This window comes from Streptomyces sp. NPDC051913 (assembly GCF_044593635.1).
In the GTDB taxonomy this organism is placed as follows: domain Bacteria; phylum Actinomycetota; class Actinomycetes; order Streptomycetales; family Streptomycetaceae; genus Streptomyces.
Genome location: NZ_JBIUCI010000004.1, coordinates 253,000 through 266,756, shown reverse-complemented (window position 1 = coordinate 266,756; position 13,757 = coordinate 253,000). Strand labels below are relative to the sequence as shown.

Sequence of the window (13,757 nt, the reverse complement as noted above, 5' to 3'; positions counted from 1 at the left end):
GAGGAAGTGGCGCTCATGGCCTCCGCAGCATCCGCTCCACCCACGCCCACCACACCGGGCAACCTGAAGCGCATCGTCGCCGCCAGCCTCATCGGCACGACCATCGAGTGGTACGACTTCTTCCTCTACGGCTCCGCCGCCGCCCTTGTCTTCAACAAGCTGTTCTTCCCCGACTCCGATCCGCTCGTCGGCACCCTGCTGTCCTTCCTGACGTACGCCGTCGGATTCGCGGCCCGTCCGCTCGGGGCGCTCGTCTTCGGGCACTACGGCGACCGCCTCGGCCGCAAGAAGCTGCTGGTGCTGAGCCTGCTGCTGATGGGCGGGGCGACCTTCGCGATCGGGCTGCTGCCCACGCACGCGACGGTCGGCTCCGCCGCCCCCGTGCTGCTGACCGCGCTGCGTCTGGTGCAGGGCTTCGCGCTCGGCGGTGAGTGGGGCGGGGCCGTGCTGCTGGTGTCCGAGCACGGCGACGCCAGGCGGCGCGGGTTCTGGGCCTCCTGGCCGCAGACCGGCGCGCCCGCGGGACAACTGCTGGCCACCGGTGTGCTGTCACTGCTCACCGCGGTCCTCTCGGACAGCGCCTTCACCAGCTGGGGCTGGCGGATACCGTTCCTGCTCTCCGGGGTCCTGGTGATGGTCGGTTTGTGGATTCGTCTGTCTGTCGACGAATCGCCGGTCTTCAAGCAGGCGTTGGCGCAGGCGGAGGCCCGCAGGGCCGAGCGGGGCGGCGACGCGGAGAAGCTGCCGATCGTCTCCGTGCTGCGCCACCACTGGCGGGACGTGCTCATCGCGATGGGCGCCCGGATGGCCGAGAACATCAGCTACTACGTCATCACCGCCTTCATCCTCGTCTACGCCACCACCGCCGCCGACGTCTCCAAGCAGACCGCGCTCAACGCGGTCCTCATCGCCTCGGCCGTGCACTTCGCGGTGATCCCGCTGTGGGGCGCGCTGTCGGACCGGGTCGGCCGGCGTCCCGTGTATCTGCTGGGCGCGGCCGGCATCGGCCTGTGGATGTTCCCGTTCTTCTCCCTCATCGACACGGGCAGCTTCGGCAACCTGATCCTCGCCATCACCGTGGGTCTGGTGCTGCACGGTGCGATGTACGCGCCCCAGGCCGCCTTCTTCTCCGAGATGTTCGCGACCCGGATGCGCTACTCCGGCGCCTCGATCGGCGCCCAGTTCGCCTCGGTCGCGGCGGGCGCACCGGCGCCGCTCATCGCCACCGCGCTGCTGGACGACTACGACAGCTCCACGCCGATCGCCCTGTACGTCATCGCCGCGGCGGTGCTGACGCTGATCGCGGTGGGCGTCGCCAAGGAGACCCGCAACCGGGACCTGGCGGACGTGGACTCCGCGGCCGACGCCGCCCCCGTGACGACAAAGACCGCGGACGCCCGCACCGTCTGATCTCCCGCACCGCACTGACCCCCGTACGCGCCCCGCGCACGGGGGTCAGTGCGGTGCGGGAGCGGACAGTATGTGCAGGCGCAGGGCGAGCTGGATCTCCAGGGCGCGGGCGGGGCTCTGCCAGTCGTCGCCGAGGAGGCGGCCGACGCGTTCCAGGCGCTGGGCGACCGTGTTCACATGGACGTGCAGTTCGTCCTTGGTGCGGGCCGGGCTCATGCCGCAGGCGAAGTAGGCGTCGAGGGTGCGCAGCAGGTCGGTGCCGCGTCGCTCGTCGTAGGAGACGACCTGGCCGATCGTGCGGTCGACGAAGCCGGTGATGTCCCGGTCGCCGGCCAGGAGCAGGCCCAGGAAGCCGAAGTCCTCGGCCGCCGCCCCGTCGCCGGTGCGGCCGAGGAGCCGCAGCGCGTCGAGGCAGCGCCGGCCCTCCTCGTAGGCGGCGGTCACGCTGTCCGCTCGGGTGGCCAGGTCCGCCACGGGGGCCGAGGCGCCGACGGTGACCGCTTCGTGGACGGCCGTGCCCAGGTGGCGGGCGGTGCGGCGGGCCAGGGCGGTCGCGGTGTCGCCGGGTTTCAGGGGCAGCAGCAGGACGGTGCCGCCGTCACGGGCGGCGGCCAGGCCGTGCCGGGTGGCGGCGAGGTGGGAGGCGGCGGACCACAGGCGTCTGCGGGCGTCGGCCTCCTGCTCGGCGTCGGCGGTGGTGCCGTCGAGGCGGGCGGCGAGGACCACATGGGTGGCGTCGAGGTCGGCGTGCAGACGGGCGGCGCGCTCGCGCAGAAGGCGGGGGTCGCGGTCGCGGGCGTCGAGGAGGTCGTCGAGGAGCTCGCCGCGGACGCGCTGTTCGGCCTCGGCGGCGGAGCGTCGGGCGAGCAGCAGCAGGGAGGTGACCATCGCCGCGCGCTCCAGGGTGAGCTGGTCGACGGGGTCCAGGCCGGGGTGGCCACGCAGGACGAGCGCGCCGAGCAGCTCACCGCCGGCGGCCACGGCCGCGACCCAGTCGTCGCGGTGTCTGACCGCGTGTCCTTCGGCGCGGGAGGCCTCCAGGGCCTCGGCCGGTGCGGCGACGGCCTCCAGGAACTCGACCGTGCCGTCGAGCACTTCGGCCACGGCGGCCGCCACGTCGTGCACCCCGCCGCCGCGCAGGACGAGCTCGGCGAGGCGGTCGTGGACGTCGGAGGCACGCTCGATGACACCGCTGCGGTCGCGGATGATCTCGTTGGCCCGCTCCAGGTCGGCGAGGGCCGAGCGGGTCTCGGTGAGGAGGTTCGCGGTGTCGATGGCGGCCGCGGCCAGCGCGGCGAAGGAGCCGAGCAGGGCGATCTGCTCCCGCTCGAAGACCCGGGCGCGCCGGTCGGCGGCGAACAGCACCCCGATGACATGGTGCCCGAGCGTCAGCGGCACACCGAGGATGGCGACCAGTCCCTCGTCCCGTACGCCGTTGTCGATGCTGCGGGTGTGCTGGAAGCGGCCGTCCTTGAAGTAGTCGTCGGTGACATAGGGGCGGGCGGTCTGGGCGACGAGGCCGCCGAGCCCCTCTCCCATGCCGAGCCGCAGCTGCTGGAAGCGGGCGGCGACGGAACCCTCGGTGACCCGCATGTAGGTGTCGCCCCGGGCGGGGTCGTTGAGGCTGAGATAGGCGACGTCCGTGCCCAGCAGCGACCGGGCGCGCTGGACGATGGCCCGCAGGACGGCGTCCAGGTCGCGCAGGCCCGCCAGGTCGTGCGCGGTCTCGAAGAGCGCGGACAGCTCGGCCTCGCGGCGGCGCCGGCCCTCCAGCTCCGAGCGCACCCGCAGCGCGATCAGCTTGGCCTCCTCCAGCGCGGCGACGCGCTCGGCGGGCCGTCCCTCGGCCCGGGCGAGCAGCACCGGCTGCTCGTAGGCGTCGGCGGACGCGCCCCGGGCCAGCAGTTCGAGGAACGGAGCCTCGGTGCTGCCGGTGGGGCGTTCGGCGGACTGCACGTGATCGCGGGACATGTTCACAGGATTCCTCATCACGCACTCACCTCGTCAGCCCTGTGGAAAACCCCGGCGGGCGCCACCGGTCAGTGCGCCGTCCAGCCGCCGTCGAGCACCAGGGAGGTGCCGGTCACGAAGGAGGCCTGCGGGCTGCACAGATAGGCGACGGCCTCGGCGACCTCCTCCGGTTCGATGAGCCGCTTGACCGCGCTGTCCTGGAGGAGCACCTCGGTCAGGACGCGCTCCTCGGGGATGCCGTGCGCCCGCGCCTGGTCGACGAGTTGCTTCTCGACGAGAGGGGTGCGGACATAGGCGGGGTTCACGCAGTTCGAGGTGACGCCGTGCGGGGCGCCCTCCAGGGCGGCCGTCTTGGACAGGCCCTCCAGGCCGTGCTTGGCGGCCACGTACGCCGACTTGAAGGCGGAGGCGCGCAGCCCGTGCACCGAGGAGACGTTGACGATACGGCCCCACCCCTGCCCGTACATGTGTGGCAGGGCCCCCCGCACCAGGCGGAACGGGGCCTCCAGCATGACGGTGAGGACCGTGTGGAAGACGTCGGGCGGGAACTCCTCGATGGGGCGCACCAGTTGCAGTCCGGCGTTGTTGACCAGGACGTCGGTCCCGGCGGCGCTGAGCTCGGCGGCGTCCAGGTCGGTGAGGTCGAGGACGTGTGGCTCGACGGCGCCCGCGAGGTCCCGGGCCGCGTCGACGAGCTCCTCCAGCCCTGCGGCGTCCCGGTCCACGGCTCTGACCTTGGCCCCGGCCGCGGCGAGCCGGAGCACGCAGGCGCGCCCGATGCCGCCGGCGGCGCCGGTGACGAGGGCGGTGCGGCCGCCGAGGTCGAGCGTGGGGGCGTGGGGGGCCGGGAGGGCGCGAGCAGCTGTCATGAAACGACCCTAGGCAGCCGTCGCACCTCACCCCATGTGGCCGTAACCCATACTTCAGCTGGATCCAGTGGGGTCGAACCATGTGGGGGCGTCCGCGAGGGCCTGCTTGATCCGGAACTTCCCGAACTCGTTCAGGTCCGGCAGGGAGTCCACGGCGAACCAGCCCACCTCGAGCGACTCGTCGTCGTTGACCTTGGCCTCGCCGTCGACGGCCCGGCAGCGCACGGTGATGTCCATGTACTGGCAGACGTCACCGTTGGGGTAGGTGATCGGCTCCAGCGCCTGGACGAGAACGACACGCTCGGCGACGCAATGCACGGCCGTCTCCTCGAACACCTCACGCACGGCGCAGGCGGCGGGCTGCTCTCCCGGCTCCGGGATACCGCCGATCAGCGACCACCGAAGGGTGTCGGAGCGCCGGTTCAGCAGCACCCTGCCCTCGTCGTCGAAGACGACGGCGGCGACTCCGGGGAGCCACAGCAGCTGATGACCGACGGAGGCACGGAGATCACGGATGAAGTCGGGAGTAGCCATGCCCCCGACCCTAACCGGCTGCTCCGGCCCGCCTGTCGCGCACGCGCGTGGAGATCGCCCAGCCCAGTCCGCCCGCGGCGACCAGGACCAGCAGCATCTCGGGCAGGATGCCGAGCTTCGTGGCCGGCGTCTCGGAGGACCGCAGCGGCACCTTCTGGACGAGGGAGTCGGCGACGAACATGCCGGTCTTCTGGGTGATCCGCCCGTCCGGCATGATGATCGCGCTGACGCCGCTGGTGACCGGGACCGTCACGGTCCGGCTGTGCTCGACGGCGCGGACGCGGGACATGGCGAGCTGCTGGTAGGTCATCTCGCTGCGGTCGAAGGTGGCGTTGTTGCTGGGTACGGAGATCAGCTGGGCGCCGTCGGTGACCTCGGAGCGCACGGCCCAGTCGAAGGCCGCCTCGTAGCAGGTGACCAGGCCGACCTCGGCGCCGGCCATGGTGAACACGCCCGGTTCGGTGCCGCGGCTGAAGTCCTGGCGGACCATCGAGGTCCAGTCGCTGTTGATCGCCCCGATGAGCGAGCGCAGCGGGAGGTACTCGCCGAAGGGCTGGATCTGCCGCTTGTCGTAGGTGTCGGTCGGGCCCTTCACCGGGTCCCACAGGATCTGCTCGTTGTAGAGCTTGCCGTCCCGCTCGACGACGCCGCCGACCGAGATCGGCACGCCGATCGCCTTGGCGGCACCGTCGATGACGGCGCGCGCGTCGGAGTTGGCGAACGGGTCGACGTCCGAGGAGTTCTCGGGCCACAGCACGAAGTCGGGCTTGGCGACCTTGCCGGCCCTGACCTTCTCGGCAAGGCGCTCGGTCTCGCGCGCGTGGTAGTCGAGGACGGCACGCCGCTGGGCGTTGAAGTCGAGGCCCGCGCGCGGCACGTTGCCCTGGATGACGGCGACGGTCACGGTGCCGTTCTCGGCCTTGTCGCTGACCAGCGGGCGGGCGGCGAGCGCCCCGACGACCGGGACGACGAGGCTCAGCAGGGCGACCGCGGCGGCCGACCGGCGAACATCCTGGCCGCGGCGCTTGGCGACGAGGACGCGGACGGCGTCGTACAGCCCGAAACCGCACAGGACGACCGCGAAGCCGAGGACCGGTGTGCCGCCCACGGCGGCCAGCGGCAGGAAGACGCCGTCGGCCTGGCCGAAGGCGATCTTGCCCCAGGGGAAGCCGTTGAAGGGCGCACGCGCGCGTGCCGCCTCGCCGGCGATCCACAGGGCGGCCGACCACAGGGGCGCGCCGGGCAGCTTCGACACCGTGGCGATGCCCGCGCCCACCAGCGCGACGAAGATCGCCTCGATCGCCACCAGCGCGATCCACGGCCCGGGGCCGACCTCCACGCCGGTCCACACCAGCAGCGGCAGCAGGAAGCCGAGGCCGAAGAGGTAGCCGAGGCCCAGGCCCGCCTTCCAGCTGCGGCCGCGCAGCACCAAGCCGAACACGGCGAAGGCCGGAAGCGCGAGCCACCACAGGGTGCGGGGCGGGAAGCTGACGTAGAGCAGCACTCCGGAGAGCGCGGCGGCGAGGGCCGGGACGAAGCGCACGAGGCGGGCCCCGCGCGAGGCGGCGGCGAGCGGCTGAGCCCGGTCCGACTCGTCCACGGATGTTGCGGTGACGGTCACTCCGGGAGTGTACGGCGGGTGACCTGGGCACCGACAGCGCGGTCCGGACGGCAGCGCTCGCGCACGAAAGCAGTACCGACCGCCCAGGACCCCCTGTACCGCATCCGTCCTGCGCAACTCGTCCACAAACCGTCCATCAGCCGTTACGGTGTGCCGGAGCCTTTGTCGTGCGGCCGGTCAGGCGGACGTGCGAGCGGGCCCGGCACAGGTCGGGGGGAGACCGGTTCGGGGGGTCGGTGGGATCCACGGGGATGACGTCTGCGTCCGGTCCTGGGGAGGACGGCGACAGACGAAACGTTTCTGACGCGGCGGGTGTCGTGGTGCTCGGGGCCTGTGCCGTCTGGGCGCTGATCACGGCGGCCGCGCACGCGGGCCGCCCCGAGGGCGTGCTGCTCGCGGTTCTCGCGGTGGCCGCCGGTTACGCGGCGGGGCGGATCTGCGGAGCGCTGCTGCCGGTCGCGCCCCTGTGCGCGGCGGCGCTGACCGGGGTCGGTCTGGTGGCGGCGGCCCCACGTCTGTCCCCCGGGCCGGAGATCGTCGCGCCGCTCGGACACGCGGGCGGCGCCGCGGCGGTGCTGACGCTGTCCACGGGCGCCGCGTGCTGTGCCGCCTGGGCCGCACACGCCCCGGTACCGCGGCTCGTGCTGCGGCTCCTGGCCGCCGGGATCGTGGTGACGGCCGCGGTCCTCGGTTCGGCCGCTGGCTGTGTCGCGAGCGGCGCGGTGCTGCTGGCCTCGCTCGCCGCCGGCCAGATGCGCGGCCACCGCGGCGCGGGCTTCGCCGGACTGGCCCTCACCGCGGCCCTGACCACCGCACTGCCGTGGGCGGTCGCAGGCCAGGCGCTGCCGGAGGGACTCACGGCGTCGCTGGAGGGCCGGCTGACCCGGCACCGGATCGACCTGTGGCACGACGCGCTGCACATGGCACACCGGGACGCGGGCCTGGGCGTGGGCCCCGGGCGGTTCGGCGAGCTCAGCACGACCGCGGCGCAGAGCCTGCTGTCCGACGGCAAACCTCACTCGGCACCGTTGCAGCAGGCCGCCGAACAGGGAGTCGTCGGCGTGCTGCTGCTCGGCGCGGTCTTCTGCTGGATGCTCTCCACCCTGTGGCGCTCCCCGCGCCCCACGCCGGTGGCCCTCACCGCGGGAGCGGCGCTGACCGTGCTGGCGGCGATCGCCTCGGTGGGCAACGCCCTCAGTTTCACGACGGTGTCGGTGGGCGCCGGACTGCTCGCGGGGCTGGCCGCGGCCCGCCCCCTGGCGGACGAGTCGGCACGCCCTCAGACGGAGGTACGCCCCGCACGCGACCGACTGGCTCCGTGAGGAGCGCTCAGTGCGCCGCACCGGGCGTACGCGGCCGCAACCGGTCCCGGATGATCTGTACGGCGGCCTCGGCGTCGTCCACGGTGATCGTGAACGTGTGCCCGTCCCACAGGCTCAGCCGTACGCCCTCACCACGGCGTACGACGACGGCGGTGCCCTTCTCGGGCCGCCAGCGGTAGCCCCAGCCGCCCCAGTGCCGCGGCGTGACGTGCGCGACCTCGGCGCCGGCCACCAGGGAGAGAGGGATGCGGCGGCGCGGCAGGCCCATGTGGCCGCAGCGCACCTCCAGGTGCTCCTCGTCGACCTTCAGCGCGACGTGCACGAACGCCAGCGTGCCGAACAGGACCAGCAGCCCGGCCGCGATACAGCCGACGACGGCCATGGCGAGCGGGGCGATACCGGAGGTCCATGCCGAGTCGACGGCGAGCTCGATACCGAGCGCCAGGCACGCGGCGCCCACGAGCGCCAGCAGCCACTGGTACCGGTTGGTGGCCCGTCCGGTCCAGACATCGGAATGCGGCACGCTCTCGCCCTGGGGGTGGTCCCTCATGCGTACGAGATTACTCAGGTTTCGCCCCGCGGGTAGCGCGTGGCGGAGAGTGACGGGCCGGACGGGTGCCTCGCGCGGGCGTCGGTCAGCGGGCGCGGGGACGGCCTGAAGGAACCTTGCCCGCCTGCGCTCAGCGGGCGTGGGTGACCGCCTGGAGGAACCTCGCTCGCCTGCGCTCGGCGGCACGGGTCACGGCCCGGCGGAACCTCGCTCGCCTGCGCTCAGCGGCATGGGTGACCGCGGGGGGGAACCTCGCTCGCCTGTGCTCAGCGGGCGTGGGTGACCGCCTGGAGGAACCTCGCTCGCCTGCGCTCGGCGGCACGGGTCACGGCCCGGCGGAACCTCGCTCGCCTGCGCTCAGCGGCATGGGTGACCGCGGGGGGGAACCTCGCTCGCCTGTGCTCAGCGGGCGTGGGTGACCGCCTGGAGGAACCTTCCTTCCTCGTACGTCAGGGCGGTCTCCGGCAGCGCTTCCCGCCGTCCGCTGAGCAGCACCGTGAGCGTGCCGTCCGCGGTGGCGTCCGGTGCGGGGGCCGCGCCGATGCGGCGCAGGGCCTGGGCCGCCACGGCTCCGGCGGTGCCGTGCAGGATGAGCGGCGGCCGGCCGGGCCGCTGGACGGCCGACCGGATGGGCTCGGCGACCAGTTCGTAGTTGGTGCAGCCCAGGACCACCGTGGTCACGTCCTCGGGCGTGAGCGCGGCGGCCGCGGCGACGGCGACCGCTACGGCCGCCTCGTCCGCGTGGTGCACGGCGTCGGCCAACCCCGGACAGGGCACCTCGGTGACGTCCACGCCGACCGCGAACTGTTCGATGAGACCGCGCTGGTAGGCGCTGCCGGTCGTGGCGGGGGTGGCCCAGATGGCGACGGGTCCGCCGCCGGCCGCGGCCGGCTTGATCGCCGGGACGGTGCCGATGATCGGCAGCCCCGGTTCGAAGCGGGCGCGCAGCGCGGGCAGGGAGTGCACGGACGCGGTGTTGCAGGCGACGATCAGGACATCGGGGTCGTGCTCCGCGGCGGCACCGGCGACGGCCAGGGCCCGCTCGGTGATGTCCTCGGGGGTGCGCGGTCCCCACGGCATGCCGTCGGGGTCCCAGGACAGGACGAGATCCGCGTCGGGCCGCAACCGGCGTACCGCGGCGGCGGCGGGGAGGAGGCCGAGTCCGGAGTCCATGAGCGCGATCTTCACCCGGCCACGATAGACGATGAGCCCTTTCCGGCCGGTCCCGTGGGGCAGACTGCGCCCGTGAGCGCCATCGCGTGGACCGCCGCCGTATCCCTCACCGCCTGGCTGTGGCTGTTGCTGTGCCAGGGCTTCTTCTGGCGCACGGACGTCAGACTCCCCGAGCGGCGCGAGCCGGACGACTGGCCGTCGGTCGGTGTCGTCGTCCCCGCGCGCGACGAGGCCGAGGTGCTGCCCGCGAGCCTGCCCTCGCTGCTCGCCCAGGACTATCCGGGACGGGCCGAGGTCTTCCTCGTCGACGACGCCAGCACGGACGGCACGGGAGAGCTGGCCCGGGACCTGGCCCGGCGCCACGGCGGCCTGCCGCTCACCGTCGACTCGCCGGGTGAGCCGCCCGCGGGCTGGACCGGCAAGCTCTGGGCGGTGCGCCACGGCATCGGCCTGGCACGCGCGCGTGACCCCGAGTACCTGCTCCTGACGGACGCCGACATCGCCCACGCACCCGACAGCCTGCGCGAGCTGGTCGCGGCGGCGCGCACCGGCGGCTTCGACGTCGTCTCCCAGATGGCCCGGCTGCGGGTGGAGAGCCGGTGGGAACGCCTGGTGGTACCGGCCTTCGTCTACTTCTTCGCGCAGTTGTATCCGTTCCGCCGGATCGGGAAGAGGGGGTCGCGTACGGCGGCCGCGGCGGGCGGCTGTGTGCTGCTGCGCACCGATGCAGCCACGCGGGCGCGGATCCCGGACGCGATCCGGCACGCCGTCATTGACGACGTCGCCCTCGCGCGGGCGGTCAAGGGCGGCGGCGGGCACATCTGGCTGGGGCTGGCGGAGCGGGTGGACAGTGTGCGTCCCTATCCGCGGCTGCACGACCTGTGGCGCATGGTCTCGCGCAGCGCGTACGCGCAGCTGCGGCACAGTCTCCTGCTGCTGACCGGCACGGTGGCGGGGCTCGCGCTGGTCTATCTGGTGCCGCCCGTGGCGCTGCTCGTGGGGCTCGTGGCGGGAGACGCCACGGCATCGGTCCTCGGTGGCGCGGCGTGGCTGGTGATGACGGGGACGTACGTCCCGATGCTGCGCTACTACCGGCAGCCGCTGGGGCTCGCTGCGCTGCTGCCGGTCACGGCGTTCCTCTATCTGCTGATGACGGTCGACTCCGCGGTGCAGCACTACCGGGGGCGCGGTGCGGCCTGGAAGGGCCGCACCTACGCCCGTCCGGGCACGGTGTCCGAGGAGGGGTGAGCGAGTGGCCCCCTACTTGCGGCCGGGGGTCCAGTTCATGCCCCATCCGTAGGCGTAGTCGACGGTCCGCTGCGGGCTCACGCCGCGCTCGGGCACCAGGTAGCGGGCCTCGCGCTGGACGACGAGGTCGGAGCCGGTGTTGGTGATGAGGGCGAGCGCGCACACCGTCGAGGGGACGGTGCACTCGTCGAGGGAGAAGTCGATCGGGGCGCCGAACTGCGGCTGGAGCGTCACGGTGGCGTGCAGGTCGGCGAAGGAGCGCGCGCCCTCGTAGATCGTGACGAAGACCAGGACGCGGCGGAAGAACTGCTTGTGGTCGAGGTTGATCGTGAGGTTCTCGCCGCTCGCGACGGCGCCGGTGCGGTCGTCGCCGTCGAGGTGGATGAAGGGCGGCTGGTGCAGGGAGCCGAAGGCGTTGCCGAGGGCCTGGACGACGCCCTTGCTGCCGTCGGTGAGTTCGTACAGGGCGCACAGGTCGAGGTCGAGGTCGTTGTGCATGGCGACCGGGCGGCCCAGCTTGCTGGCCCACCCCGAGAACTGCTTGCGCACCTCCCAGTTGAGGTTGACCCGCATGGCGCCGGAGGTGCCGCCCTGCTTGGTGAGCGACACCGAGGGGGACGCCTTGGTGAGCGTGACCTTGGTGAGGCGGACCGGCTGGGCGGGTGGCGGAGGTGCCGTCGGCGGTGCGGCGGGAGGCGGTGGCATGGTCACCGGGGGCATGGGCGCGGGTGCGGTCACGGGGGGCGCCACGGGAGCGCGCGGCGCGGTCGGCGCCGGGGCGGCGGCCTGCTGGGGTTCGTCGACCGTGATGCCGAAGTCGGTGGCCAGGCCTTCGAGTCCGCTGCTGTAGCCCTGGCCGACGGCACGGAACTTCCAGGAACCCTGGCGGCGGTAGAACTCACCGAGCACGAAAGCCGTTTCGACGGTGGCGCCGGTGCTGTCGAAACGGGCGACCGAGGTCCCCTGAGTGGCGTCCTTGACCTCGATGTGGAGGCCCGGCACCTGTCCGAACGCGCCGCCGTCGGCGGAGGCGGCCAGGACGATCGTCTCGATCGTGGGCTCCACGCGCGCGAGGTCGACGAGCAGACTGTCGACCACCTGGCCACCGAGGTTGCGCTTGCCCTCGTGCCGGACCGCGCCGGAGGAGTGCGCCGGCTGGTTGTAGAAGACGAAGTCGGCGTCGGAACGGACCTTCCCGCCGACCAGGAGCAGCGCCGACGCGTCGGCGTCGGGCACCCCCGGTCCGGTGTTCCAACCCAATTCGACCCTCAGCGCCGTGGCCGGCACCGGAGTATTGGATCCTTTCGACATTGACATGTCCGCCCCCATCACGTGGCACCGCGCCAGGCATGTCCCGGCAGCCCATTGCTTCTCTACAGGGTCAACCTATTCCCCGCGACAGCGAACTCCCACGGGGTGCGCGGGAAGATCACTGTCCAACCCCCGGTAACCCGCTCGGAACTCGGGCTTTACAGGATCCGAACGCAGGTCGAGGTCCCTTTTTGCCGAGTTCGCTCGCATTGGGGATCCCAGGTCACTGCCGACACGGAAAACAACCCTCTTATCGGTCTCCCCAACCAGCACATCGTGGGCTTAACTTATGTGCCATGACCTCCCCCCGCTCCACTTATGGCGGCGGCTACTACTCCGCCTCTTTCCCGGACACTCCGATCTACGACTCGCTCGTGGCCGAGCGGGGCACCCCGCAGATCGCCCCGATCCGGGTCCCGGCGGAGTACGCCATGCCGAGCAGCAGCAACCTGCCCGCGCTGCCGTCCGCGCTGCCCGCCCTCCCGGCGGGACCGTCCCAGCCCTCCTACGGCTATCCGCAGGCGCAGCAGCCCTCGCCGCTGCAACAGGCGCCCGCCGCGTACATCCCGCAGCAGGCCTCCGCGCCGCGCGGTTATCCCGGGCCGCAGCAGCAGCCCCGTCCGATGAACCAGGGCATGGGCTACGAGGCGATGCGCCCCGCGGCTCCCCGCCCCGCTCCGGCGCCGTATCAGGACCCGTACAACAACCAGCAGTACCGCGGCTACTGAGCCGACCCGCGGACCGTCCGTGCCTGCTGGCACGATGGATCCATGGGCAACGCGCAACTGCAGTCGATTCACGTACATCCGGTCAAGGCGTTCCGGGGCCAGGCGCCCCTGGAGGCTGTCGTGGAGCCCTGGGGGCTGGCCGGTGATCGGCGCTGGGCGCTGATCGACGACGGGGGAAAGGTCGTCACGCAACGGCAGCAACCGCGCATCGCGCTCGCCGCCGCCGAGCTTCTGCCCGGCGGCGGCGTTCGCCTGTCCGCGCCCGGTGCGCAGCCGCTGACGGTGCCCGTGCCGCGGCCGGTCGGGACCGTGCCGATGCAGATCTTCCGCGACAAGGTGGAGGCGGTTCCGGCGGAGGACCCGGCCGTGCACGCCTGGTGCAGCGCGTATCTGGGCGCCGACGTCCGTCTCGTGCACATGGACGAGCCCGCCACGCGCCGCCCGGTGGATCCCGAGTACGCGCGCGAGGGCGAGACGGTCTCCTTCGCCGACGGCTATCCCCTGCTGGTCACCACGACCGCCTCGCTCGACGCCCTCAACTCCCTCGTCGCTCAGGGTGATCACCCGGCGGAGGGCCCGCTGCCCATGAACCGGTTCCGGCCCAACGTGGTCGTGTCCGGGACCGGCCCCTGGGCCGAGGACGACTGGTCGAGGATCACGATCGGCGAGGTCGGGTTCCGCGTCGCCAAGAGCTGCGGCCGGTGCGTGGTGACCACCACGGACCAGGACAGTGCCGTGCGCGGCCGGGAGCCGCTGCACACGTTGGGGCGCCACCGCAGACTGGAGGGCAAGCTGGTCTTCGGCCAGAACCTCGTGCCCCTCTCCCCCGGTGTGATCCGGGTCGGCGATCCTGTCACGGTCCTGGGCTAGCCGAGATCCGTTCGAGGACGGCTCGCGGGAACTCGCTCCCAGGGGCCTGGCGTTGGCATGTTGGAGACGTTCGTGGGACGACCCGGCGCAGGTGATTTCGCTCTCTCTTTGACCGGTCCCGCGGGTGAAACGCCGTAGCGAGGGTTATCA

12 protein-coding genes are annotated in these 13,757 nt (G+C 72.6%); 5 read left to right on the top strand and 7 right to left on the bottom strand.

The window, feature by feature from the left end; genetic code table 11:
* Positions 1-15 precede the first annotated feature (15 nt).
* Positions 16-1,410, top strand: coding sequence for an MFS transporter (locus tag ACIHIX_RS13825; RefSeq protein ID WP_399954414.1), 1,395 nt, complete (start codon positions 16-18; stop codon positions 1,408-1,410).
* Between the two features lie 45 nt (positions 1,411-1,455).
* On the opposite strand, the gene ACIHIX_RS13820 is transcribed toward ACIHIX_RS13825, so the two are convergent.
* The 4 genes from ACIHIX_RS13820 to lnt all read right to left on the bottom strand — a co-directional run bounded on the left by ACIHIX_RS13820 (position 1,456) and on the right by lnt (position 6,405).
* Positions 1,456-3,381 carry a helix-turn-helix domain-containing protein gene (locus tag ACIHIX_RS13820; RefSeq protein ID WP_399954412.1) on the bottom strand — a complete coding sequence of 642 codons (1,926 nt, stop codon included), beginning with the start codon at positions 3,379-3,381 and terminating at the stop codon, positions 1,456-1,458.
* A gap of 68 nt (positions 3,382-3,449) precedes the next feature.
* Positions 3,450-4,250, bottom strand: a complete 801-nt coding sequence (locus tag ACIHIX_RS13815; RefSeq protein ID WP_399954409.1) for a 3-hydroxybutyrate dehydrogenase — start codon at positions 4,248-4,250, stop codon at positions 3,450-3,452.
* 54 nt (positions 4,251-4,304) lie between these two features.
* A complete protein-coding gene (locus tag ACIHIX_RS13810; protein ID WP_399954406.1) occupies positions 4,305-4,784 on the bottom strand; it encodes an NUDIX hydrolase in 480 nt (159 codons plus the stop codon).
* A 10-nt stretch (positions 4,785-4,794) separates the two neighbouring features.
* Positions 4,795-6,405, bottom strand: coding sequence for an apolipoprotein N-acyltransferase (gene lnt, locus ACIHIX_RS13805; protein ID WP_399954403.1), 1,611 nt, complete (start codon positions 6,403-6,405; stop codon positions 4,795-4,797).
* Between the two features lie 251 nt (positions 6,406-6,656).
* On the opposite strand from lnt, the gene ACIHIX_RS13800 reads away from it, so the two are divergent.
* Positions 6,657-7,727 (top strand): O-antigen ligase family protein, encoded by a 1,071-nt coding sequence (locus ACIHIX_RS13800; RefSeq protein WP_399954400.1) that lies wholly within the window; start codon positions 6,657-6,659, stop codon positions 7,725-7,727.
* A gap of 7 nt (positions 7,728-7,734) precedes the next feature.
* Here ACIHIX_RS13800 and ACIHIX_RS13795 read toward each other — a convergent pair whose 3' ends face one another.
* Together ACIHIX_RS13795 and ACIHIX_RS13790 are read right to left on the bottom strand one after the other, a co-directional pair.
* A complete protein-coding gene (locus tag ACIHIX_RS13795; RefSeq protein WP_399954398.1) occupies positions 7,735-8,277 on the bottom strand; it encodes a hypothetical protein in 543 nt (180 codons plus the stop codon).
* A gap of 402 nt (positions 8,278-8,679) precedes the next feature.
* A complete protein-coding gene (locus ACIHIX_RS13790) occupies positions 8,680-9,465 on the bottom strand; it encodes a glutamate racemase (protein WP_399954395.1) in 786 nt (261 codons plus the stop codon).
* A 57-nt stretch (positions 9,466-9,522) separates the two neighbouring features.
* Between ACIHIX_RS13790 and ACIHIX_RS13785 the strand changes: the two genes are divergently transcribed.
* A complete protein-coding gene (locus tag ACIHIX_RS13785; protein WP_399954392.1) occupies positions 9,523-10,698 on the top strand; it encodes a glycosyltransferase in 1,176 nt (391 codons plus the stop codon).
* A gap of 12 nt (positions 10,699-10,710) precedes the next feature.
* On the opposite strand, the gene ACIHIX_RS13780 is transcribed toward ACIHIX_RS13785, so the two are convergent.
* Positions 10,711-12,009, bottom strand: a complete 1,299-nt coding sequence (locus ACIHIX_RS13780) for a TerD family protein (RefSeq protein ID WP_399954389.1) — start codon at positions 12,007-12,009, stop codon at positions 10,711-10,713.
* Between the two features lie 296 nt (positions 12,010-12,305).
* Between ACIHIX_RS13780 and ACIHIX_RS13775 the strand changes: the two genes are divergently transcribed.
* Together ACIHIX_RS13775 and ACIHIX_RS13770 are read left to right on the top strand one after the other, a co-directional pair.
* Positions 12,306-12,737, top strand: coding sequence for a DUF6643 family protein (locus ACIHIX_RS13775; RefSeq protein ID WP_329332307.1), 432 nt, complete (start codon positions 12,306-12,308; stop codon positions 12,735-12,737).
* A gap of 42 nt (positions 12,738-12,779) precedes the next feature.
* On the top strand, positions 12,780-13,607 hold the full coding sequence (locus ACIHIX_RS13770; protein ID WP_399954386.1) for an MOSC domain-containing protein: 828 nt from the start codon (positions 12,780-12,782) through the stop codon (positions 13,605-13,607).
* Positions 13,608-13,757 lie beyond the last annotated feature (150 nt).